The following is a 22,691-nucleotide window of genomic DNA, read 5'->3' as shown; positions in this document are numbered from 1 at the left end:
TGACCGACCCCATGCTGCGCTCGATCTGGTCCATTTCATCCCTGCTGATCGGCATGGGCCTTCTACTGGTCGGCTCGGGCCTGCTGGGGATGGTGATCGGCCTTCGTGGCGTCTACGAAGGCTTCAGCAACCTCATGATCGGCCTGATCATGTCAGGCTACTACGTCGGCTACATCGCCGGCGGCTGGATCTGCCCGATCCTGATCCGCCGCGTGGGCCACGTGCGCTGCTTCGCCAGCTTCGCGGCCCTGTCCGCCGCCCTCACGCTGGCCTTCGGCATGGTCGTCGACCCCTGGGTCTGGCTGGTGCTGCGCGTCTTCAACGGCCTGGCGCTGATGGGCATCTACATGGTCATCGAGAGCTGGCTCAACGAACGCAGCCAGGCCACACCCGGCAGCCAGGCCAGCATCTTCGCCGTCTACATGGTCGTCAACCTGGCCACCGTCGCCGTCGGCCAGTACTTCGTCACCTTCTACGGCGCCACGGCCATCGAGTCGTTCATCATCGCGGCCATCCTGTTCTGCATGGGGCTGCTGCCCATCGCCCTCACCCCCGTGCCGCAGCCCCTGCCCATCGCCACGCCCAGCCTCTCGCTGGGCACCCTGGCACGACGCACCCCCTCCGGCGTGGCCGGCGCCCTGTGCTCCGGCCTCGTGCTGGGCGCCTTCTGGGCACTCACCGCCATCTACGGCCGGGCGCTGAACTTCTCCGACATCGACATCGCCAACTTCACCGCTGTCGCCATCCTGGGTGGCGCCCTCACCCAGTGGCCCATCGGCTGGATGTCCGACCACTGCCGTGACCGCCGCGAGATGCTCATCGCCGTCGCTGCCGGCGCCACCCTGGCCCTGATCGCCCTCAGTGTGGTGGACACGGTGCTGGAAGGCAGGGCCGAGCCCAACGACTACATCGCCCTCTCCTTCGTGCTGGGCATCTTCATGTTCTCCATCTACGGCATGGCCGTGGCCCAGACCCATGACCGCTTCCCCGCCAACGAGGCGCTGGAAGCCACCCGAGGCCTGTTGCTGCTGCACGGCGTCGGCGCTGCCATCGGCCCCCTGCTCAGCGGCCTGGCCATGCAGTACCTGGGCACCCAGGGCTTTCCGCAGAGCATGGGCGTCTTCACCGTCCTGCTGGTCATCTTCGTCTGGTGGCGCATCCACCACGACGACCCCGTTCCCATGGAAGAGCGCAGCCCCTTCCACGTCGCCTCCGACCAGGTCTCGCCCGTGGGCGTGGAAATGGACCCCCGTGCCGACAGCCCCCTGAGCGAATCCCCGCCCCCGGATGACGGCAGCAGCACCGAAACCCTCTCGCCCGAGGAAGCCGCCACCGCCGCCGCCGAAGCCGTGGCCTTGGCCCAGAACGTCGCCAGCGAAGCCGCCGAAGCCGAAGTCCGCCAGCAGGAAGAAGCGGCCCAGCAGACTGCCACCCAGCCGGAAGCCCAGTCTCCGAAGAAACCCGAAACCCGCTGGGACAGAATCCGCCACTTCATCCGACGGCACGTCACCCAGGGCAACAACGACTCGATGGACTGACGCCGCTGCGTCAAGGCAGAACAGCGTGGCTTCCGTGGTTTCAGTGCCTTCGCTGCACGGGGCGCCGCGGGGGCAATCCCTGTGGCTTTACGGGCGCAAACCGGCTTGAGCAGTTCATGCTCCGACAGTGCTGGCGCCCGAAGGCGCCCCAGGGACAGCCCCCACGTCACCCTTCCTTCCACATGGTCGGCCGCTCTGCCTTTCAGCGTGCCCCCAAGGACACGACGTAGCCCCACACGCTCCAAGGCCCGTGCGCAGCCCCCGCCCGCTGCCCCCTCGGGCATCACCCCACTTACCCAGAGACGCAACCCGCCCCCTCAATGCAAGGGCGGCGTGCGGGGCCCCCTGAGGCGCCTTCGGGCGCCAGCACCCCACGCGGCAAGGCACAACATCCCCCCAGCGCCCGTAAAGCCACAGGGGGTACCCGTGCGGCGGCCTCCCCCAGCGAAGTCGAGCCCCGAAAGTCCCCGTGGGCACCATCAATCCCACTCACCCAGGGACGCATCCCCCACCATGAAAGGCCGGCGTGCGGGTGCCCCCTGAGGCGCCTTCGGGCGCCAGCACCCCGCGCGGCAGGGCACAACATCCCCCCAGCGCCCGTAAAGCCACAGGGGGTACCCGTGCGCCGGCCTCCCACGCCGAAGCCGAGCCCTAAAGCGCCCGTAAGACAGCCTCCCCCACCGAAGTCGAGCCCCAGGCGCCCCTCAGTAAAACGCCCCGACACGCAGACAGGGCGCCCCCTTCAGGGTTATCCCCCTGCCCCCGCTTGATATATCCTTGACCACCCTCAGCCACACAACCATCTCCCCCATGAAGCACTTCCGCCCCACCGCCCTTCTGGCCGCCCTGGCCCTCTCCGGCCTGATGGCCACCGCCGCCCAGGCCGCCGACACCCTGCGCATTGCGCTGCCCGGCCCCACCACCGGCCCCGTCGCCCAGTACGGCAGCATGGTCCGTGAAGGCGCCTTCACCGCCATCGAGCAGATCAACGCCGCCGGTGGCGTCAATGGCCAGCAGCTGGAAGGGGTCGTCATCGACGACGCCTGCGAACCCAAGCAGGGCCCCATCGCCGCCAACCGCGCCATCAACGAGGACATCCACTTCGTGGTGGGCCATGTCTGCTCGGGTGCCACCATTGCCGCAGCCGCCATCTACGATGAAGAAGGCGTGCTGATGATCACCCCGTCGGCCACCGCGCCCGCACTCACCGACGGCAAGAACTACGAATACATCTTCCGCGTCACGGGCCGTGACGACCAGCAGGGCCCTGCCGCTGCTCAGTACATCCTGGACGTGGCCAAGCCCAAGAAGGTCGCCATCCTGCACGACAAGCAGTCCTACGGTCAGGGCATTGCCAACGCGGTGCGCGTCACGCTGGAAAAGGCTGGCCTCAAGCCCGTGCTCTTCGAGGGCATCAATGCGGGTGATGCCGACTACTCCGCCATCATCACCAAGCTGCGCAGCCAGGGCGTGGATTTCGTCTACTACGGCGGCTACCACCCCGAGATGGGCCTGCTGCTGCGTCAGGCGGCTGAACAGGGCGTGAAGGCCAAGTTCATGGGCCCCGAAGGTGCGGGCAACCCCGACATCAACGCCATCGCCGGCAATGCCGTGGAGGGCATGCTGCTGACGCTGCCCAAGGACTTCTCCGCCGATCCGGCCAATGCCGCCATCGTGAAGGCCTTCCAGGCCAAGAAGCGTGACGCCAGCGGCGCCTTCCAGCTCTCGGCCTACGCCGCAGTGCAGGCCATCGTCGACGGCATCAAGGCCACCGGCAGCGATGACCCCGAGCAAGTGGCCAAATGGCTGCATGCCAACACCGTCAAGACCCCGGTGGGTGAGCTGAAGTGGACCGCGCAGGGCGACCTGGAAAGCTACCCCTACGTGGTCTACACCTGGCACAAGGACGGCAGCAAGACGCTGGCCAAGTAAACCAGGCAAAACATGACGCCAGCGCCCCGGCCAGCACGGCCGGGGCTTTTTTCATGGCGGCACGACAGGCGCTGCCAATGCCGCATTTCGGCAGCACTCCCCGCGTCAGCGACGACCTGTCGATGCTTCCCTCATTGCTCAGGCCTGCCCCCCTTCAGACCCTGAGCACACATCGCCTATCGCCTACCCCGGCCGGCCGATCCCCCTGTCGCCCTGACTGACAGCATGGGCGCGATGGCGCCCGCCCCCTTCCGGGCTTATCATTACAGGTTCGTTTCGGGCCAGACGCCCGGAATGTGTCCTGCCGCCATGCCCACAAGGCGCCCGTGCGGCATGAACCCTCCTCCGGTCACCCCCTGCCGGCGGGGTACCGCGTCCGCCACCCCCGGACAAAGGTCCCGACCTTCACGGAAGGATCGGACAGGTCCTCACGGAACCTGCCCGCGCCTCCCCCTCCAGACCCGAACAGGACGCCCGCCTGTCGCGCCCCCTGCCATTCGCCCCTTGGCCGGCAGGGTCGTGCCTGCGCCCGGTGCCGTCGTCGCTTCCATGTCCGAATACTTACCGCAGATCGTCCAGCAGACCTTCAACGGGCTTTCGCTCGGAGCCATCTACGCCCTGATCGCCATCGGCTACACCATGGTGTACGGCATCATCGGCATGATCAACTTCGCCCACGGCGAGATCTACATGATCGGCGCCTACGTGGGCCTGGTCACGCTCACCGCGCTGGGCACCCAGGGCAGCGTGCCGCTGCCGCTCGCCATCGGGCTGATGCTGGCCATGGCCATGATCGTCACCGCCCTGTATGGCTACAGCGTCGAGCGCATCGCCTACCGTCCCGTGCGCGGCGGCCCCCGCCTCGTGGCGCTCATTTCCGCCATCGGCATGTCGATCTTCCTGCAGAACTGGGTGGCGCTGGGCCAGGGCTCGCGTGACATGGCGGTGCCCTCGCTCATTTCCGGCGGCATCGACATCCCATTCGGCAACTTCGACGTGACCTTCTCCTGGTCGCGGATCCTGATCATCGTCGTGACCGTGGTGCTGATGGTGGGGCTGTCGCTCTACATCCGCCACTCGCGCATGGGCCGCGCCTCGCGCGCCTGCTCGCAGGACATGCAGATGGCCCGGCTGCTGGGCATCGACACGAACCGCGTCATCTCCTTCACCTTCGTGCTGGGCGCGGTGCTGGCTGCGGTGGGCGGCGTGCTCATCGCCATCACCATCGGCAAGCTCAACCCCTTCATCGGCTTCATCGCCGGCATCAAGGCGTTCACCGCCGCGGTGCTGGGCGGCATCGGCAGCATTCCCGGCGCCATGCTGGGCGGCGTGCTGCTGGGCCTGGCCGAAACCTTCGCGGCCGCCTTCATCTCCGCGCAGTACAAGGACATCGTGGCCTTCGGCCTGCTGATCCTCATCCTGCTGTTCCGCCCCAGCGGCCTGCTGGGCAAACCCGAGGTGGAGAAAGTCTGATGGCCAGCACGCTCCGTAACGCCCTCGTGGCCACGCTGGTCACGGCCGGCCTCACCATCCCGGTGCTGGGCCTGCAACTGGTGCGCGAAGGCGCCCGCACCCACATCGAGACCCACTGGAATCTGGTACTGATCGCCTGCGCTGCCGTCTTCGTCATCCAGCTGCTGCGTCCGGCGCTGGCGCGCGCCTTCGGCGGGCTCTCGTTCCGCGTGCCCGGCGCCGAAAGGCTCAACTTCGTCCACCGCACGCCCACCGGCCAGCGAGTGCTCGTTGCCCTGATCATTCTGGCCGCCATCGTCTGGCCCTTCTTCGGCAGCCGCAACCAGGTCGACATCGCCACCGTCGTGCTCATCTACGTGATGCTGGCGCTGGGGCTCAACATCGTGGTGGGCTTTGCCGGCCTGCTCGACCTGGGCTTCGTGGGCTTCTACGCCGTGGGCGCCTATACCTACGCCCTGCTCTACCAGTGGCTGGGCTGGGGCTTCTGGCAGGCGCTGCCCGTCTCCGGCGCCATGGCCGCACTCTTCGGCTTCCTGCTGGGCTTTCCGGTGCTGCGGCTGCGGGGCGACTACCTGGCCATCGTCACCCTGGGCTTTGGCGAGATCATCCGCCTGCTGCTCATCAACCTCACGGACTGGACCGGCGGCCCCGACGGCATTTCCGGCATTCCCAAGCCCACGGTGTTCGGCTATGAAATGAGCCGCAAGGCCAGCGAGGCCGGCGCCCAGACCTTCCACCAGCTGATGGGCTGGAAGTTCTCCAACCAGGACATGGTCATCTACCTGTACCTGATGGCGCTGGTGCTGGCGCTGATCACGCTCTTCGTGTCCAACCGGCTGGTGCGCATGCCGGTGGGCCGCGCCTGGGAAGCCCTGCGCGAGGACGAGATCGCCTGCCGCTCGCTGGGTCTCAACCCCACCCGCATCAAGCTCTCGGCCTTCACGCTGGGCGCCATGTTCGCCGGCTTTGGCGGTGCGTTCTTTGCCGCCCGCCAGGGTCTGGTCAACCCCGAATCCTTCACCTTCATCGAATCGGCGCTGATCCTGGCCATCGTCGTGCTGGGCGGCATGGGCTCGCAGCTGGGCGTCATCCTGGCCGCCATCATCCTCACCGTGCTGCCCGAAATGGCCCGCGAGTTCGCCGACTACCGGATGCTGATCTTCGGTCTGGTGATGGTGCTGATGATGATCTGGCGTCCCGAGGGCCTGCTGCCCGTCAAGCGCCCGCACGTGGAGCTGACCCGATGAGCCACGATCCCATGAACGCCCCCGACAGCACCCGCAAGCCCGGCCCCCTGCTGGCCGTGCAGGACCTCACCATGCGCTTTGGCGGCCTGCTGGCCGTCGACGGCGTGTCGCTGACGGTCGCCCCCGACGAGATCTTCGCCATCATCGGCCCCAACGGCGCCGGCAAGACCACCGTCTTCAACTGCATCGGCGGCTTCTACCGGCCCACCGGGGGCAGCATCCGGCTGGATGGCCACGAGATCGCCGGCAAGCCCAGCCATCAGGTAGCCCGTCACGGCCTGGTGCGCACCTTCCAGAACGTGCGCCTCTTCAAGCAGCTCACCGTGCTGGAAAACCTGCTGGTGGCCCAGCACACCCAGGTGCAGAGCGGCCTGCTGGCGGGGCTGCTGCGCCTGCCCTCCTACCGCCGCGCCGAGGCCGAGGCCATCCGCCATGCCGCCCAGTGGCTGGACTTCATGGGCCTGCGCGAATACGCCAACCGCGAGGCCGGCAACCTGGCCTACGGCCATCAGCGCCGGCTGGAGATCGCCCGCTGCATGATCACCCGGCCGCGGCTGCTGATGCTGGACGAGCCCGCCGCCGGCCTCAACCCCCAGGAAAAGGTCGACCTGCAGGACCTCATCCGCCGGCTGCGCACCGAATTCAACGTGGCCGTGCTGCTCATCGAACACGACATGAAACTGGTGATGAACGTCTCCGAACGCATCCTGGTGATGGAGCACGGCAAGCCCATCATGACCGGCACCCCCGAAGCCGTGCGCAACGACGAGCGGGTGATCAAGGCCTACCTGGGAGAGGCGTAAGACCATGGCTTCCAACCACACCACGGGCCAGCCCAACGACGGCGCCATGCTGCAGCTGGAAGGCGTCAGCACCTTCTACGGCCCCATCCAGGCGCTGGATGACGTGAGCCTCGTCGTGAACCGCGGCGAGATCGTCACCCTCATCGGCAGCAACGGCGCCGGCAAGACCACCCTGCTGATGACCGTCTGCGGCAACCCGCGCGCTGCCACCGGCCACATCCGCTTTGAAGGTCAGGACATCGCCCGGCTGGACACCCCGCAGATCATGCGCAACGGCATCGCCATCTCGCCCGAGGGCCGGCGCGTCTTTGCCGACATGACCGTCACCGAGAACCTGCAGATGGGCGGCTTCTTCCAGAACCGCGAAGAGATCGAGGCCGGCCTGGAGCACGCCTTCAACCTCTTCCCGCGCCTGCGCGAGCGGGCCCACCAGCGTGCCGGCACCATGTCCGGCGGCGAACAGCAGATGCTGGCCATCGGCCGCGCCCTGATGTCGCGCCCGCGCCTGCTGCTGCTCGACGAGCCCACGCTGGGCCTGGCGCCGTTGATCATTGCCCAGATCTTCGAGATCATCCAGAAGATCCGCAGCGAAGGCGTCACCGTCTTCCTGGTGGAACAGAACGCCAACCGCGCCCTGCAGCTGGCCGACCGTGGCTACGTGCTGGAAAACGGCCGCATCGTGCTGGAAGACAGCGGCCAGAACCTGCTGGCCAACGACGACATCCGCAAGGCGTATCTGGGCGTCTGAGCGCGGGGGCACAGTTCAGAGCTGCCCACGGCAGACAGCAACACGTTGAAAGTCCGCAGAACAGGGCTGGTGCCTGCGCCAACCGGCTCAGACCGTCAGCCCGCCGGCCTTCAAGCCATCAGCCCTTCCGCCCCAAAGCGCCGCAGCGCCTCGACACCCCGGATGTCGGTCGACTGCAGCGCATAGTCGAACTGCTGCAGCCCAGCCAGGTCACGGCGGACCTGCGAAAGGATCTCCTGCTGGCGCGCGCGTCGCTGCTGCCAGAAGGCGTTGTCGTCGACCAGGGGAGGAATGATCTGATTCACGATCAGGTGCCGACAGGGAAGGTCGAAATGCTGCAGCTGCGCCACGGCGCGGCGCGTCTCGGCCAGTGGCAGCATCTCGGGAATCATCACCAGCACGATGGCGGTGTGGGCCGCATCGGTCAGCAGCCGGCCTGCCTCGGCAAACAGCTTCTGGCGGCGCTCCAGAACATCCAGCGCCTGCCGCCAGCGCTCCTGCTTCAGCTCATCCGAAAACGGATGACGCTGGCCGCTCTTCTGCCAGAACGGCAGCGCCGCCTCGCGCAACTTCTGCTGCTGCCCCTGCTGGGCCAGCAGCCCCTCGGTCCAGGCGCCCATCATCTTCGGCAGCTCCAGCAGCCGCAGCGTGTGGCCGGTAGGTGCCGTGTCGAAGACCAGATGCTGAAAACCCTGCTGGCGCTGCTCCACCACATGACGGCAGATGGCTTCCAGCATGGCGGCTTCTTCAGCCCCCGGGGAGGACTTGGCCGCCTCCAGGTGCTCACGCAGCCGGGGCAGCATTTCGGGGCGGGCATAGGCCGCAATGGTCTTTTCCACCGCGGCAAAGTGCTCGTCCACCATCCGCGACGGATCCAGCTCCAGCGCCGACAGGTTGTCATCGAGGGCCCGGGCCGTGCCCGACAGCTTCTCCTGCAGCACGTCACCCAGACTGTGAGCGGGATCGGTGGAGACCACCAGCACCTTGCGGCCCAGCGCCGCCAGCCGGCAGGCCAGGCTGGCGGCATGGGTGGTCTTGCCCACCCCGCCCTTGCCGCCCACGAACAGCAACGGCCTGTTTTGCAGTGATTGCAGCAGTCGGTCCATCAGCAGCAGCCGAAACGATCGAGCGGGGAATGCGGCATGCCCATGCGGGTATGCCACTCGTGGAACTCTTCCATTAGCAGCGGCTGCAGCTCCAGCGTATACCAGGTCATGGGATTGGGCACGCCCAAGCTCTCTGCAAACACCAGCAGCATGAACAGATCGCTTTCGTCCCGGTACGCGCGGCTGAGGGTACGCCGGTAGGGCGCATGGTAGAACTCATGCAGCCCTTCCGAGAACGCCTTGAAGCCCTCAAGCCACTTCTTCATCGCCGTCCTTGCGACCGGACCAGTTGCGCTTGAGCACCGAGATGCACTCCAGCGAGGCCAGGATGGAGCAGGCCAGGATCACCAGATCCAGCACCACCAGCAGCCAGTTGCCCTCGTCATAGAAGGACTTCAGCTGCAGCAGCAGCGCGATGACCGACACGAACAGCAGGAAAGCCATCGGGATCAGCGTGAACCACACCTTGCGACCGGCCTTCAGCAGCATCACCGTCACCACCAGCAGGGTCAGACCGGCCATCAGCTGGTTGGTGGTGCCAAAGAGCGGCCAGATCAGCATGCCGCCGTCACCCTTCAGGCCACCGGCACCGAAGGCCAGCAGCATGCAGCTGCCCACCGCCAGGAACGTGGCCACCCAGCCCTTCTGGAAGGACTTGATGTTGTAGATCTCGCCCCACTCCTGGAAGATGTAGCGCTGCAGGCGCACACCCGTGTCCATCGTCGTGCCGGCAAACAGCGCGGCCATCACAGTCAGCATGGTGGCCGACAGCGTGGGATCCAGCCCGATGCCGGCATTCATCACGGCAGCACCGCCGTCGATGAAGGCGCCGATGCCGCCCTTGCCGAAGGCCGAATACACGGCCTGCCAGTCAGCCAGCGTGGCAAAGCCCGCCGTGGCCACCAGAATGGCCGCCAGCGCCAGCATGCCCTCACCCATGGCACCAAAGTAGCCCACGAAGCGGCTGTCCGGCTCGCGGTCCACCTGCTTGGAGGTGGTGCCGGTGGAGACCAGACCATGGAAGCCCGAGATGGCGCCGCAGGCAATGGTCACGAACAACAGCGGCATGATCGGCGGCGTGCCGGCCGGCACGTTCTCGTTGACGGCCGGGGCCACCACGGTGGGGTTCACCAGGAAGATGGCGGCATACAGCACCAGCAGCCCCACGAAGAGCTGCAGGCCGTTGATGTAGTCACGCGGCTGCAGCAGCATCCACACCGGCAGCAGCGAAGCCACGGCCGCATAGACGAACAGCAGGATGATCCACCATGCATTGGTGGGCAGGCCCATCATGTCCTCGGGCAGACGCAGCGGGAAGACCGGGCCCAGATAGATGAGCAGATAGAGCGCCACCACACCGATCAGCGACACCCAGAACAGGTTCATCTTGAAACGGTAGATGCACTGGCCGATGATGAAGGCCACCACCAGCGCGCCCCAGACCGGCAGCACGGACGACGGCGTCTTGATCATCATCTGCGCGATGACCACGCCGAACACGGCATTGACCATCAGCAGCAGCAGGAAGATCACCACCATGAACAGGCTGCGCGTGCGGCCATTGACCACCCGCCCGGCAATGGCGCCGATCGACAGACCCCGGTTGCGCACGCTGGCCCACACCGCCGACATGTCATGCACACCGGCAATGAAGATGGTGCCGCACACCACCCAGACAAAGGCCGGCAGCCAGCCCCAGATGACCGCAATGGCCGGCCCGACGATGGGCGCCGCCCCCGCCACCGAGGTGAAGTGGTGCCCCCAGAGCACGTACTTGTTGGTCGGCACATAGTCGATGCCGTCCTGCATGGCATGCGATGGCGTCTCGTAGTTCGGGTCGAGCTTGAGGATCTTCTGCGCAATGAAGCGCGAATAGACGAAATAACCGGCTGCCATGAGGGCTAGGCCGGTGACCAACAGGGTGACTGCGCTCATGGCGCCTCCTTTGTCAGCGCCGTCGGAGCGATCGGCACGGGATGTTTGAAAACCGCCTGTGTGGCGCGCCCACAAGGGGCGCTCCACGACATCCTCTAATTTTGTCAAACATTCATACCCGTGTGTACAGGGGCACCCAGGGCCTGCGCCCGTCACACGCTGTGGCAGTCATCCCCAAGGGAAAACCCTATGTAGAACCAACCGCACATCGTCAGCCGATGCCGACGTCTCTCAACGCGGCGTCGGTCAGGGTCATTCGGCTCGAAAGTCCGGTCCGTTCTGTCAGACCTTCCCCTCACCTTCTGCCAGGGCCTGCAGGCACATCAGCAGCCACTGATGGCAACGCCCCACCGTATCGATCTGCACCGCCTCGTCCGGCGAATGCGCCCCCGTGATGGTCGGGCCGAAGGAGATCATTTCCCAGTGCGGGTAATGGGTGGAAAGAATGCCGCACTCCAGCCCGGCATGGATGGCCTTCAGCGGCGGCCGATGGCCAAAGACCTGCTCACCCGTGCGCTGGAAGATCCGCACCAGCGGCGAATCCGGCTTCGGCAGCCAGCCGCCATAATCCGCCGAGTAGTCGGACTGGCCACCCGCCAGCCGCACCACAGCCGCCATCCGGTCGGCCAGGTCCAGCTTCTGCGGCTCGGACGACGAGCGCAGCAGGCAGCTGATGTGCAGCGCACCGTCCTTGCAGCGGATGGCCGCCAGGTTGGTGGAGGTTTCCACCAGACCGGGCATGGACGGGCTCATCTGGTCCACCCCGTTGGGCAGCACCCGCAGCACATCCAGCAGCCGCTGGGCGTCCTCGATGACCTGCGTCACCTCCTCGGCCGGCTCCAGCACCAGCTCCAGCCCCTGGGAATCCTGCGCCAGCCCCTGACGGATCTGCGCCGCCAGCCGGGCCAGCATCTCCCGCACGGCCGTGGCGGCCGCCTCGTCCGGCAGGCCGATCAGCGCCTGCGCCTCCCGCGGGATGGCGTTACGCAGATTGCCCCCGCTCAGGTCCGCAATCTCGGTCGCTCCGATGCCGACCAGCACCTGCGCCAGAATGCGGATGGCATTGCCGCGCAGCCGGTGGATGTCCACCCCCGAGTGCCCGCCGCGCAGACCGCGCACCATCAGCCGATAGCCCGGCATCCGCACCGTCCGCGTGGCATACGGCAGGGTGTAGCTTCCATCCACACCGCCCGCGCAGCCGATGCACAGCTCGCCCTCGTCCTCGTAATCCAGATTGATGAGATAGCGGCCCTTCAGCCAGCCGCCCTGCAGCCCCTTCGCACCCACCATCCCCGTCTCTTCCGACGACGTGAACAGCGCCTCCAGCGGCGGATGCACCAGCGTCTTGTCGGCCAGCACGGCCAGAATCAGCGCCACCCCGATGCCATTGTCCGCCCCCAGCGTCGTGCCATCGGCCGTCACCCGGCCGTCCGCATGCACCTGCGTCGTGATCGGATCGCGCGTGAAATCATGCACCTTGTCGGCGTTCTTCTGCGGCACCATGTCCAGGTGCCCCTGCAGGATCACCCCTGGTGCCCCCTCATGCCCGGCACTGGCCGGCTTGCGAACCCGGATGTTGCCCACCGCATCGCGCTCGGCCGACAGGCCCAGCCGCGCCGCCTCGTCCAGCACGTATTGCTGAACGGCCTCCTCATGATGCGAAGGCCGCGGAATCTGCGTGAGCTGGTGAAAATAGTGCCAGACCGATGCGGGCTGCAGATCGAGAATCGTGCTCATGCGGGGCTCCTGTAGGCTGCGGCGCCAGGGCCCGGTGGCGTGAAAGCCGGAAATAGGGGCTGGCGCGGGGCTTGTTATGTCGGTGGATAGGCTATTGTAGGCCCCGCCGAGCCAATTCGCAGACGCCTGGACAGCAGGCCTTCTGGCGTCCGGACGGAATGTTTTACGCAAACATCTGAATCATGTACTGCGCGCGTTCCGCCGAAATTCGATCCTCGTCAAAGGGAATGGAAACGACGTAAGGAAGATTGTCAGAGCCCTTGTAAGTAATTTCCAAGACAATACTTTCTCTCGAGATGCTACTCGACCTTGAAACAGGAGTCCTATTCACAACATCAGACAAGGAGCCTTGACCATACACCGTCTTCGTCTCAACAAAAACACTTCTCTCCACTTTTGAAGACACAATATTTCCTGCATCAAGCCTGATTGCATCGTATTCAGTAGACGAAGAACTAACCAAAAGATACTTATCCCGGCAATCGATACTAAAAATCCCGGGATTCACCAACCACGTTCTCTCAAAGTCCGAGCGAATAAGTCTTCCAAATTGCCTTTGCAGCATTTCAACCGCACGATACCTGAAAGCTGTACCCACCGTGATATTCATGACGAACTCGATAGCCGAAGATGCAATGACATATACCACGAACAACACAAACAAAACCCACAAAACACCCAACAAAAAACCAAAAAAATCAATCGGCTTAGGACCAAACAGAACTTCATAGATAAGAAAAACAAATAACACAGCCTCGATCGCAATGACAAAGCGCTTAACAAGCCGCTGATAGCCCCAATACCGCTTAAAAAGGTTCACAACTTCCTCGTTCTTCATAGCCTCTTCCTTTATTTTTATGACAACCGCGCAAACAGCACCTGCAGCACCTGTCAGCAAGCACAAGCCATTGGAACCGCACACCGGCCCCAGAACGTAGTGTATCGAATTTGATACAGATGCTGACCAAAAGGCCGTGATCTTCATCGCCGCCCGGCTTGTCTCCTCCGCGCCCTCACCTTCCTGCCCTGCGACAGAAGGCGCGCGAAACCGGACCCCGGTAAGGCCTCAACATGAAGGCATGTTCAGCACTTGCGGGGTGACTTGCGGGGTGACTTGCGGGGTGACTTGCGGGGTGACTTGCGGGGTGACTTGCGGGGTGACTTGCGGGGTGACTTGCGGGGTGACTTGCGGGGTAACTTGCGGGGTGACTTGCGGCGTGACTGGGTCGGTCACTGGGTCGCTGACTGGGTCGGTACCCCTCTGTTGGGCACCCTGTTCATCGTTTTCCTGTCACGGTGGCCATTCGCTCAAGACACGCAGAACGCCACCACCCAGCACCAAGCCGGACAGCCCGGCGCTCCTCCCCCGCCGGGCCTCACGGGATTCCCTGAACCTGTCCAGAGAACCCCGCGGATCGATCAAACGTGGATCGACTTGTAACGGAAGCGCTTGGGACGGGCTTCCTCGTCGCCCAGGCGGCGACGCTTGTCTTCCTCGTACTCGCGGTAGTTGCCGGCGAAGAACGTCCATTGCGAATCGCCTTCGGCCGCCAGGATGTGGGTGGCGATCCGGTCCAGGAACCAGCGGTCGTGCGAGATGACCAGGCAGCAGCCGGCGAATTCCAGCAAGGCGTCTTCCAGCGCCCGCAGGGTTTCCACGTCCAGGTCGTTGGAGGGCTCGTCCAGCAGCAGCACGTTGCCGCCTTCCAGCAGGGTCTTGGCCAGGTGCAGGCGGCCGCGCTCACCGCCGGACAGCTGTCCCACCAGCTTCTGCTGGTCGGGGCCCTTGAAGTTGAAGCGGCCGATGTAGGCGCGCGACTGCATCTCGAACTTGCCGACGTTCATGATGTCCAGGCCGCCCGACACGTCTTCCCAGACGGTCTTGTCGCCCTGCAGCGATTCGCGCGACTGGTCCACGTAGGCGATGTGCACGGTGTGGCCGATCTTGATCTCGCCACTGTCGGGCTTCTCGCGTCCGGTGATCATCCGGAAGATGGTCGATTTACCGGCGCCGTTGGGGCCGATGATGCCGACGATGGCGCCCGGCGGGATCTGGAAGCTGAGGTTGTCGATCAGCAGGCGGTCGCCGTAGGCCTTGGAGACGTTCTGGAACTCGATGACCTGATCACCCAGGCGCTCGGCCACGGGGATGAAGATCTCCTGCGTCTCGTTGCGGCGCTGGTATTCGTAGGACGACAGTTCGTCGAAGCGGGCCAGACGGGCCTTGCTCTTGGCCTGACGGCCCTTGGCGTTCTGGCGCACCCATTCCAGCTCCTTCTTCAGGGCCTTCTGGCGGGCCGATTCAGCGGCCTCTTCCTGCTTCAGGCGGTTGCTCTTCTGGTCCAGCCACGAGCTGTAGTTGCCGCGCCAGGGAATGCCGCTGCCCCGGTCCAGTTCCAGGATCCATTCGGCGGCGTTGTCCAGGAAGTAGCGGTCGTGGGTGACGGCCACCACGGTGCCGGTGAACTTCTGCAGGAACTGCTCCAGCCAGTCCACGCTCTCGGCGTCCAGGTGGTTGGTGGGCTCGTCCAGCAGCAGCATGTCGGGGCGCGACAGCAGCAGGCGGCACAGGGCCACGCGGCGCTTCTCGCCACCGGACAGGTTGCCGATCTTGGCATCCCACGGCGGCAGGCGCAGGGCATCGGCCGCCACTTCCAGCTGCAGCTCGATGTTGTCGGTGCCGGCGGCCTGGATGATGGCCTCGTACTTGGCCTGCTCGGCGGCCAGGGCGTCGAAGTCGGCGTCCGGCTCGGCGTAGGCGGCGTAGATCTCTTCCAGCTTCTGCTTGGCCTCGACGATCTCGCCCAGACCGCCCTCGACGGCCTCGCGCACGGTCTGCTCGGGATCCAGCTGCGGCTCCTGCGGCAGGTAGCCCACCTTGATGCCCGGCATCGGCATGGCTTCGCCGTCGATCTCCTTGTCGAGGCCGGCCATGATCTTGAGCAGCGTGGACTTGCCGGCGCCGTTGGTGCCGAGCACGCCGATCTTGGCGCCCGGGAAGAAGCTCAGGGAAATATCCTTCAGGATCTGGCGCTTGGGTGGCACGGTCTTGCTCACCCGGTTCATCGTGTATACGTATTGGGCCATGTAGCTGCGGCAGCCAGCGCTGCCGGAAAATGAAGCGGACCGGACAGGAAAAGTCTCAGGCCGCCCGCCGTGCAGACGGCGGCGGGAGCTTTTCGATGAGGAAAGCGAACGGCGCCGGCAGTGTTCGCCATGGCCGAGGCGCCCTGAAGGGCACACGGCACGGAACACCCGGCCATGCCGGGAAGGGCCCGGAACGGCCCTGCCTGCGGAGGATTATCGCAGACGGCCCGCCGGCAGCCAAACCCCGATCACTTCCGGGGAGGCGGCAGGCAGCGGCACTCGCGCAGGGTCTGCGCGGCAGGAACAGGCAGCACGGCGGAGGACTGCGCCGGCACCACGGCCATGCAGCCGCGCGGTCCGAAGCGCAGCTGCATGATGAAAGGCTGGGGTTTGCCGCGCCGGCCATCCAGGATCTGGCCATCGGGCCCGCGCAGGAAGGTCTGGTCCAGCACCAGGTCGCTGCTGTCGACGAAGGCGGCCTCGCCCAGCATCACGCGGCGGCCGCTGTAGCGCTCAGCCATGGTCTCGATGGCGGCCAGGCAGGCATGGTTGGTCTGCGCGGCCAGCCGTGCATGCGGCAGGTCGGACAGTGAAGCGCCCGGGTCCTGCCGCAGCATTTCCGCCAGCTGCTCGCGGCGGTCGGCTTCGACATCTTCACGGGCGCCTTCCCGGATGGCTTTCTGCTCCAGGGATTCCCGCTTGCCCCCTTCCCCGCTGGTCATCGACGAGCATCCGGTCAGTGCGGCCGACAGCAGCAACACGGCAGCCAGGGCACGACGGGAAGACACGGCGGACAAGGAAGAAGGCAGCAGGGAAAACGTCATGGCAGCACGAACTTGGAAGTCTGGGCGGGAGAGCGCACCAGCTGCGGGTCGGACAGGACGGCCTGCGTGGCACCGCCCAGGGCCTTGGTGCTGGCCGTGGCGGGGCACTGGCCGTACTGGCGGTGATGCAGCGCGGCGGCCAGCAGCCGCTCGTTCGGGTCGCCCAGCTGGTGCTCCAGGTCATCGGCCACCTTGCAGGTGGGCTCGAAGCCTGCGTCGAAACCACCGACGCCCTTGTCATTGACGCCGTTGAATTCGATGGGGAAGTATGACATACCGCAGTTGTCATGCGCGGTAAAGCCGTAGGGCTTGCCGCAGGTGGTATTGCCGATCTGCACCACTTCCACGTCCACGCCGCGCAGGCCGTTGATCAGCGATTCGCTGGCCGAGCAGGTGTTGTTGCCCGTCAGTACGTAGACGCGCTTCAGGCCCAGGTTGGGCAGGGTCTGGCCGTAGCGGGTGTTGGTGCCTTCGGTGCCGCTGGTCACCGTCAGGAAGCGCATCAGGCTCTCGTCCTTGCGGCGCTTGTCGTTGTACTGCAGGCGCTCGAAGACCTTGTCCTTGGTCAGCGTGGGATCGCTCAGCATGTAGGCCAGCTGCGCGGACTGGTACAGGTAGCCGCCGCCGTTGTAGCGCAGGTCCACCACCACATCCTGCACCTGCTGGCCCTGCATTTCGGTCACGGCCTTCACCAGCTGCGCTTCGGCCAGCAGGTTGAAGCCATTGAACAGCACGTACCCCACCTTGGCGCCCCCGGCACCGTCAATCACCCGGGTGGTCTGCACCGGCGGCGCGGTGTACTGGCCAGCGCTCAGCTCGACCTCGCGGTTCTTCTCGCCGCCTTCCACCGGGCGGAACTCGAAGCCTGTGTTCTCGCCCTCGTTGGCCTTGAAGAGCACGCGGTTCAGCTCATCGACTTCTTCCTGAACTTCGGTGTTCACCACGTCGATACGCTTGCCGGCCGCCGTGACGACCCACAGCAACCGGTCACCCCGAGCCACATTCAGGCGCTCGGCCGGGGTACCCGGGGTCACCAGCGTCACCCGCACATCACGCGGCACCTCGCTCTTCAGAACGCCCAGGTCCACACCATAGCCGCTGACGGCCCCCGCCTGCGACTGGGCCTTCCAGTCGGCCGTGGGCATGGCAAAGCTGAAACGGTCCTTGCGTGCGCCATTGGTGTTCTTCTGGGGCGAGAGCAGGTCACGGAACCAGCTGCTCATGCCGTCCTGGTAGGCGGCCTGCGTGTAGATCGGCGGCACCACCAAGGAGGCCGGCATTTCCTGATACCAGAGGTAGTTTTCCTGCAGGTAGGCCCGCACGAAGCTCTGTTCGATCAGCCGCGAGCCCGAGCGATAGCCCGACAGGAGATTGCCCTGGGCATCTCGCGCCAGCGAGTTCTCGGGTGCGCACTGGTTGGCCAGTTGCGTCGACGATCCCAGCAGGATGGCCGAGCCCGCCGCCGGATCGACGGCAGCCGCGGGCGTAGGCGCTGCGCCACCACCGCCGCCACCACAGGCAGCAAGCGCCGTGGCCAGCAGCGCGGAAACAGCCGAGAGGGAGAATTTCGTGGCGTTCATGCAACGATCATGGCGAAAGCCACCATGGCCTGCAATGTACATCGTCACGCTTGCTGCCGGATGGTTCCCCATGGCCGCCGGACGCAGGTGGAGGCAGGCGGAGGCAGGCGGGGGCCACGGGCGAACGCCTGCCCCACCGGGGCGAGCAGCCCTCAATCAGACCATCAGGCGAGGGGAATCAGGCGTTGCCCGGCAGGCTTTCATCCTCACCCGGCAGGTTGTCGGCCGGGTGCAGCGGTGGCAGGCCCAGGATCATGTCTGAGGCCTTCTCGGCGATCATCAGCGTGGACGCGTTGGTGTTGACCGAGGGCAGCGACGGCATGATCGAGGCATCGACCACGCGCAGGCCCTGCAGGCCATGAACGCACAGCTGGTGATCGACCACCGAATCCCGACGGTAGGCCGGCCCCATGCGGCAGGTACCCACCACGTGATACACCGTGGCACCGGTCTCGCGGGCAAAGTCCAGCAGTTCCTCGTCGGTCTGGTACCTGTCACCCGGGACCTCTTCCTGGGCCACGAAGGGGGCCAGTGCAGAGGTCGACATCATCTTCCGCCCCAGGCGGATGCCGTCGATCAGCACCCGCTGATCGCGTTCGTCGGTCAGGTAGTTGGGCTGGATGCGCGGCGCATCGAAGGGGCTTGCGGTGCGGGCCTGCACGCTGCCCCGGCTTTCCGGCCTGCCCTGCCAGATGCCCAGCGTCATGCCCGGCCAGCCATCCAGCAGACCCACCACACCGCCGCGGAAGCTGGCCGGTGCGAAGACGAATTCCAGGTCGGGACGCTCCACCTCCGGCCGGCTGCGCCAGTAGGTGTAGGCCATGGAGGCGCTCAGCGACAGGACGTTGGGACGCCCCCGCATCCATTTCACGAACTCGCTGATGAGCCGGGGGCTGAGCACCACTTCGTTGATGCTGACCACATAACGCAGCCGCGACACCAGACGGACCCGGTAATGGTCCTGCAGGTTCTGCCCCACGCCGGGCAGATCGGCCACCAGCGGCACGCCCAGCGATTCGATGAGGGAACGATCCCCCACGCCGGAGATCTGCAGGAGCTTGGGTGTGCTGACCGCCCCAGCCGCCAGGATGACCTCACGGTTGGCCCGGATGGTCTGCTCCCGCCCCCGAGGCCCACCCCGGACGCACCGCACGCCAACGGCACGGTTGCCTTCGAACAGGATGCGGCTGACATGGGCGCGCGTGCGGACTTCCACGTTCGGACGCTGCATGGCAGGCTTCAGGAAGGCCCGGGCCGAACTGCAGCGCCGTCCGTTGTGGATGGCTCGCTGCAGGTAGCCGCCCCCCGTGTGGACCATGCCGTTGTAATCGTCGGTGAGCGGGATGCCCAGTTCGGACAGTCCGTTGACGAAGGCGTCACAGATGGGGTGCGACCAGTCCTGGTCGGTGATGTGCAGGCTGCCGGAGCGCCCGCGAAAGCGGTCGTCCCCCACGCCGACCTTGCGTTCGGAACGCATGAAATACGGCAGGATCTCCAGATAGGACCAGCCCGGATTGCCGGCCGCTGCCCAGTCGTCGTAGTCCTGTCGCTGCCCGCGCACGTGCGACAGGCCGTTGATGGAGCTGGAGCCCCCCAGCACCTTGCCCTGCGGCAGGCGGAAGCGCCGGTTCACCACCGGCCCGGGCTCCACGGCGTAGTCCCAGGTCAGGCGGCGGCTGTGCACGTTCCAGACATAGCCGACCGGCAGGTGGATCAGCGGGCTCCAGTCACGTCCGCCCGCCTCCAGCACGCAGACACTGGCCCCGGTGGCACTCAGGCGATCGGCCAGCAGGCAACCTGCCGTTCCGGCACCCACCACCACATAGTCGAACCTGGCGTCCTCATCCGTCCCGATAGCCATTATCCGCTCCGCAACAACCCACCGGAATCGACGGGCGCTAAACGATATACCGATAAACCGTCGATAACCGGATCATCGATTAAATTCATCAATAATTGCAATAAAACTTACAAATTTACAGATTATCACGCCGCAGAAACGGCGCCTGTACGCGCCCTATCGCAGCACCAGATTGTCGCGGTGAATGAGTTCCACGCCTTCGATGAATCCCAGGATCGACTCGATGCGTGAAGATGGCTGCCCCGCCAGTCGCCGGGCGTCGGTGGCGGCGTAGTTCACCAGGCCCCGCGCCAGCTCCCGGCCATCGCTCGACAGCACCGCCACCAGGTCGCCTCGGGCGAACTCGCCCTGCACGGCCGTGACGCCCACCGGCAGCAGGCTTCCGCCGTGGGCACACAGGGCTTCTTCGGCCCCGGCATCCACCACCACATGGCCATGCAGCTGCAGGTGGTCGGCCATCCAGGTCTTGCGGGCCGCCAGGCGGGCGGTCTGCGCCACGAAGCGCGTGCCGATCGACTCACCGGCCTCCAGCCTCAGCAGGACGTCGGGTTCATGCCCGGAGCAGACGATCGTCGAGGTGCCGCTGCGGGCTGCACGCCGCGCCGCCAGTACCTTGGTCAGCATCCCGCCCGTACCCACGGCGCTGCCCGCGCCACCGGCCATCTGCTCCAGCGCCGGGTCGCCGGCCTGCACCTCGAGCAGCAGCACCGCGTTCGGATCACGTCGCGGGTCGGCCGTGAACAGGCCGTCCTGGTCCGTGAGAATGACCAGCCAGTCGGCTTCGATGAGGTTGGCCACGAGCGCGCCCAGCGTGTCGTTGTCCCCCACCTTGATCTCGTCGGTCGTCACCGAGTCGTTCTCGTTGATGACCGGTACCACGCCCAGCGCCAGCAGCGTCTTCAGCATGGAGCGTGCGTTCAGGTAACGCCGGCGGTCAGCCAGGTCTTCATGGGTCAGCAGCACCTGCGCGGTCTCGATGCCGTGGCGCTGGAAGGCGTTCTCATAGGCCTGGGCAATGCCCATCTGACCAATGGCGGCCGCAGCCTGCAGCTGGCGCACTTCCCGCGGCCGCTTCTTCCAGCCCAGCCGTTTCATGCCTTCGGCAATGGCACCCGAGGACACCAGCACGATCTCGGGCAGGATCCGCGCACCGTCGTCGGATTCGTGCGCGGCATGATGCCGGCGGTGCCCGGCCGCTGCGCCTTCCGCTTGCCCCTCAGGGTCGCTGGCGTGCCTGCCCTGCACATCGGCATGGGGGGCAGCGGCCGCTCGCGCCCGCAGTGCCGCCACCTGGTCGGCCCAGTGGTTCAGCGCCTGCTGATCCACGCCCTGCCCGCCGCGTGTCACCAGCGACGAACCTACCTTGATCACCAGTCGCTGCGCGGGCATGGCGTTCTTCATGGCTCCAAACTTCCTTGCAATCCCATCATCCGGCCCCGGAAAGCGGCATGCCCGCCCGGGCCCGGCACATCAGCCGGACAGAAGAATCCACCCGGCCCTGCCTGGCATCCCGATCAGGACGCCGGCCCTTCCTCGGCCTGGCGGTCGGCTGCCTCGCCAGCTGCTGCCTCGCCGTTCACCACCTCGGCGGCGTTTTCCCGGTCAAAGCGCACGTCGGGGTCAACATCCTCGGGCGGACGCAGCGACTCCAGATAGTCCCAGATGGCATAGCACAGCTCACGGCAGCCCTGGCCGGCAATGGCCGAGATGCAGAACACCGGCCCCTGCCAGTCCAGTTCCTTCACCAGTCGCTCGCGCACCTCGTCCACGGCCTCGGGCGACATCATGTCCACCTTGTTCAGCACCAGCCAGCGGGGCTTCTCGTAGAGGGCCGGATCGTACTTGCGCAGCTCCTCCACGATCGTCTTGGCCTCGTCCACCACGTCGCGGTCGGGGTCGAAGGGGAAGATGTCCACCAGATGCAGCAGCAGTCGCGTGCGCTGCAGGTGCCGCAGGAAGCGGTGCCCCAGCCCGGCGCCCTCGGCTGCCCCGCCGATCAGCCCCGGCACGTCGGCCACCACGAAGCTGCGGCTGTCTTCCACACGCACCACGCCCAGATTGGGGTGCAGCGTGGTGAACGGATAGTCAGCCACCTTCGGACGGGCATTGGAGACCTGCGAGATGAAGGTGGACTTGCCCGCGTTGGGCATGCCCAGCAGGCCCACGTCAGCCAGCACCTTCAGTTCCAGCTTCAGCCGACGCTCCTCGCCCGGCCAGCCCGGCGTGGACTTGCGCGGCGCGCGGTTGGTGCTGCTCTTGAAATGCAGGTTGCCCAGACCGCCGTCACCGCCCTTGGCCAGCACGACCCGCTCGCCATGCGTGGTCAGGTCAAAGAGCAGCTCGCCCGTGTCCTCGTCATGGATCTGCGTGCCCACCGGCATGCGCAGCACGATGTCGTCGCCACCCTTGCCGTACTGGTCCGAGCCCCGGCCATTCTCGCCGCGGCGTGCCTGGTACTTGCGGGTATAGCGGAAATCGATCAGCGTGTTGATGTTGCGATCGGCCTCGGCCAGGATGGAACCGCCCCGGCCGCCATCGCCGCCATCGGGCCCACCATACGGGATGAACTTCTCGCGGCGAAACGACGCCGCCCCGTTGCCGCCGGCCCCGGCAATCACCTCGATCCGGGCCTCGTCGATGAATTTCATGGCTCACTCCTGCCGGGGAAGGCCCGGACGGGACTTTTCCTGAGACTGAAGCCCGGGGCGGATCCCGCGGATCTCCAGGGGCTTCATGGGAACTGCCCCATGCGGCACCTCACAACGGGCGCAGGCACGGGCAGCAGAATCTTGCAAAAATAACAGCAAACGCCTGCCGTCG

The 22,691-nt window shown here is 65.9% G+C and carries 17 protein-coding genes; 6 read left to right on the top strand and 11 right to left on the bottom strand.

What is annotated here, in order from left to right; all coding sequences use genetic code 11:
- Nucleotides 1-11: 11 nt before the first annotated feature.
- The 6 genes from EL249_RS04510 to EL249_RS04485 all read left to right on the top strand — a co-directional run bounded on the left by EL249_RS04510 (nucleotide 12) and on the right by EL249_RS04485 (nucleotide 7,741).
- The gene (locus tag EL249_RS04510; RefSeq protein WP_005674075.1) at nucleotides 12-1,538 is read left to right on the top strand and encodes an MFS transporter; all 1,527 of its coding nucleotides are present in this window, start codon (nucleotides 12-14) and stop codon (nucleotides 1,536-1,538) included.
- A gap of 810 nt (nucleotides 1,539-2,348) precedes the next feature.
- Nucleotides 2,349-3,470, top strand: a complete 1,122-nt coding sequence (locus tag EL249_RS04505) for a high-affinity branched-chain amino acid ABC transporter substrate-binding protein (RefSeq protein WP_040530009.1) — start codon at nucleotides 2,349-2,351, stop codon at nucleotides 3,468-3,470.
- A 549-nt stretch (nucleotides 3,471-4,019) separates the two neighbouring features.
- The gene (gene livH / locus EL249_RS04500; protein WP_040531634.1) at nucleotides 4,020-4,943 is read left to right on the top strand and encodes a high-affinity branched-chain amino acid ABC transporter permease LivH; all 924 of its coding nucleotides are present in this window, start codon (nucleotides 4,020-4,022) and stop codon (nucleotides 4,941-4,943) included.
- Nucleotides 4,943-6,190 carry a high-affinity branched-chain amino acid ABC transporter permease LivM gene (locus EL249_RS04495; RefSeq protein WP_005674079.1) on the top strand — a complete coding sequence of 416 codons (1,248 nt, stop codon included), beginning with the start codon at nucleotides 4,943-4,945 and terminating at the stop codon, nucleotides 6,188-6,190. The genes livH and EL249_RS04495 overlap by 1 nt, the downstream gene beginning before the upstream one ends.
- The gene (gene livG, locus EL249_RS04490) at nucleotides 6,187-6,993 is read left to right on the top strand and encodes a high-affinity branched-chain amino acid ABC transporter ATP-binding protein LivG (protein WP_005674080.1); all 807 of its coding nucleotides are present in this window, start codon (nucleotides 6,187-6,189) and stop codon (nucleotides 6,991-6,993) included. Before EL249_RS04495 ends, livG begins: the two co-directional genes overlap by 4 nt.
- Before the next feature lie 46 nt (nucleotides 6,994-7,039).
- Nucleotides 7,040-7,741, top strand: a complete 702-nt coding sequence (locus EL249_RS04485) for an ABC transporter ATP-binding protein (protein ID WP_040531640.1) — start codon at nucleotides 7,040-7,042, stop codon at nucleotides 7,739-7,741.
- Between the two features lie 110 nt (nucleotides 7,742-7,851).
- Here EL249_RS04485 and EL249_RS04480 read toward each other — a convergent pair whose 3' ends face one another.
- From EL249_RS04480 to obgE, 11 genes are all read right to left on the bottom strand, one after another.
- Nucleotides 7,852-8,847 (bottom strand): ArsA family ATPase, encoded by a 996-nt coding sequence (locus tag EL249_RS04480; protein WP_197721604.1) that lies wholly within the window; start codon nucleotides 8,845-8,847, stop codon nucleotides 7,852-7,854.
- Nucleotides 8,847-9,113: a cory-CC-star protein gene (locus tag EL249_RS04475; protein ID WP_005674083.1), complete on the bottom strand. Its 267-nt coding sequence runs from the start codon at nucleotides 9,111-9,113 to the stop codon at nucleotides 8,847-8,849. The genes EL249_RS04480 and EL249_RS04475 overlap by 1 nt, the downstream gene beginning before the upstream one ends.
- Nucleotides 9,097-10,782, bottom strand: a complete 1,686-nt coding sequence (locus tag EL249_RS04470; protein WP_005674084.1) for a carbon starvation CstA family protein — start codon at nucleotides 10,780-10,782, stop codon at nucleotides 9,097-9,099. Before EL249_RS04470 ends, EL249_RS04475 begins: the two co-directional genes overlap by 17 nt.
- Before the next feature lie 282 nt (nucleotides 10,783-11,064).
- A complete protein-coding gene (locus EL249_RS04465) occupies nucleotides 11,065-12,519 on the bottom strand; it encodes an aminoacyl-histidine dipeptidase (protein WP_005674085.1) in 1,455 nt (484 codons plus the stop codon).
- Nucleotides 12,520-12,682: 163 nt separating this feature from the next.
- A complete protein-coding gene (locus tag EL249_RS04460) occupies nucleotides 12,683-13,504 on the bottom strand; it encodes a hypothetical protein (RefSeq protein ID WP_126348080.1) in 822 nt (273 codons plus the stop codon).
- Between the two features lie 434 nt (nucleotides 13,505-13,938).
- Nucleotides 13,939-15,606: an energy-dependent translational throttle protein EttA gene (gene ettA / locus EL249_RS04450; protein ID WP_005674086.1), complete on the bottom strand. Its 1,668-nt coding sequence runs from the start codon at nucleotides 15,604-15,606 to the stop codon at nucleotides 13,939-13,941.
- 248 nt (nucleotides 15,607-15,854) lie between these two features.
- Nucleotides 15,855-16,430, bottom strand: coding sequence for a hypothetical protein (locus EL249_RS04445; protein ID WP_005674087.1), 576 nt, complete (start codon nucleotides 16,428-16,430; stop codon nucleotides 15,855-15,857).
- Nucleotides 16,427-18,010 (bottom strand): S41 family peptidase, encoded by a 1,584-nt coding sequence (locus EL249_RS04440; RefSeq protein WP_040530013.1) that lies wholly within the window; start codon nucleotides 18,008-18,010, stop codon nucleotides 16,427-16,429. The genes EL249_RS04445 and EL249_RS04440 overlap by 4 nt, the downstream gene beginning before the upstream one ends.
- 178 nt (nucleotides 18,011-18,188) lie before the next feature.
- Nucleotides 18,189-19,871, bottom strand: coding sequence for a GMC family oxidoreductase (locus tag EL249_RS04435; RefSeq protein ID WP_005674089.1), 1,683 nt, complete (start codon nucleotides 19,869-19,871; stop codon nucleotides 18,189-18,191).
- 156 nt (nucleotides 19,872-20,027) lie between these two features.
- Nucleotides 20,028-21,272 carry a glutamate 5-kinase gene (gene proB, locus EL249_RS04430; protein ID WP_005674090.1) on the bottom strand — a complete coding sequence of 415 codons (1,245 nt, stop codon included), beginning with the start codon at nucleotides 21,270-21,272 and terminating at the stop codon, nucleotides 20,028-20,030.
- 113 nt (nucleotides 21,273-21,385) lie between these two features.
- On the bottom strand, nucleotides 21,386-22,519 hold the full coding sequence (gene obgE / locus EL249_RS04425) for a GTPase ObgE (protein ID WP_005674091.1): 1,134 nt from the start codon (nucleotides 22,517-22,519) through the stop codon (nucleotides 21,386-21,388).
- Between the last annotated feature and the right edge of the window lie 172 nt (nucleotides 22,520-22,691).

The sequence above is a fragment of the Lautropia mirabilis genome (assembly GCF_900637555.1).
In the GTDB taxonomy this organism is placed as follows: Bacteria; Pseudomonadota; Gammaproteobacteria; order Burkholderiales; family Burkholderiaceae_E; genus Lautropia; species Lautropia mirabilis.
The sequence above is the reverse complement of the archived record's forward strand: the minus strand, read 5'-3'. Positions and strand labels throughout refer to the sequence as shown.

What these genes read in the sequence shown, in the direction of transcription:
- EL249_RS04510 (WP_005674075.1), top strand. Translation starts at nt 12, where the DNA reads ATGCTGCGCTCGATCTGGTCCATTTCATCCCTGCTGATCGGCATGGGC.
- EL249_RS04505 (WP_040530009.1), top strand. Translation starts at nt 2,349, where the DNA reads ATGAAGCACTTCCGCCCCACCGCCCTTCTGGCCGCCCTGGCCCTCTCC.
- livH (WP_040531634.1), top strand. Translation starts at nt 4,020, where the DNA reads ATGTCCGAATACTTACCGCAGATCGTCCAGCAGACCTTCAACGGGCTT.
- EL249_RS04495 (WP_005674079.1), top strand. Translation starts at nt 4,943, where the DNA reads ATGGCCAGCACGCTCCGTAACGCCCTCGTGGCCACGCTGGTCACGGCC.
- livG (WP_005674080.1), top strand. Translation starts at nt 6,187, where the DNA reads ATGAGCCACGATCCCATGAACGCCCCCGACAGCACCCGCAAGCCCGGC.
- EL249_RS04485 (WP_040531640.1), top strand. Translation starts at nt 7,040, where the DNA reads ATGCTGCAGCTGGAAGGCGTCAGCACCTTCTACGGCCCCATCCAGGCG.
- EL249_RS04480 (WP_197721604.1), bottom strand. Translation starts at nt 8,847, where the DNA reads ATGGACCGACTGCTGCAATCACTGCAAAACAGGCCGTTGCTGTTCGTG.
- EL249_RS04475 (WP_005674083.1), bottom strand. Translation starts at nt 9,113, where the DNA reads ATGAAGAAGTGGCTTGAGGGCTTCAAGGCGTTCTCGGAAGGGCTGCAT.
- EL249_RS04470 (WP_005674084.1), bottom strand. Translation starts at nt 10,782, where the DNA reads ATGAGCGCAGTCACCCTGTTGGTCACCGGCCTAGCCCTCATGGCAGCC.
- EL249_RS04465 (WP_005674085.1), bottom strand. Translation starts at nt 12,519, where the DNA reads ATGAGCACGATTCTCGATCTGCAGCCCGCATCGGTCTGGCACTATTTT.
- EL249_RS04460 (WP_126348080.1), bottom strand. Translation starts at nt 13,504, where the DNA reads ATGAAGATCACGGCCTTTTGGTCAGCATCTGTATCAAATTCGATACAC.
- ettA (WP_005674086.1), bottom strand. Translation starts at nt 15,606, where the DNA reads ATGGCCCAATACGTATACACGATGAACCGGGTGAGCAAGACCGTGCCA.
- EL249_RS04445 (WP_005674087.1), bottom strand. Translation starts at nt 16,430, where the DNA reads ATGACGTTTTCCCTGCTGCCTTCTTCCTTGTCCGCCGTGTCTTCCCGT.
- EL249_RS04440 (WP_040530013.1), bottom strand. Translation starts at nt 18,010, where the DNA reads ATGAACGCCACGAAATTCTCCCTCTCGGCTGTTTCCGCGCTGCTGGCC.
- EL249_RS04435 (WP_005674089.1), bottom strand. Translation starts at nt 19,871, where the DNA reads ATGGCTATCGGGACGGATGAGGACGCCAGGTTCGACTATGTGGTGGTG.
- proB (WP_005674090.1), bottom strand. Translation starts at nt 21,272, where the DNA reads ATGAAGAACGCCATGCCCGCGCAGCGACTGGTGATCAAGGTAGGTTCG.
- obgE (WP_005674091.1), bottom strand. Translation starts at nt 22,519, where the DNA reads ATGAAATTCATCGACGAGGCCCGGATCGAGGTGATTGCCGGGGCCGGC.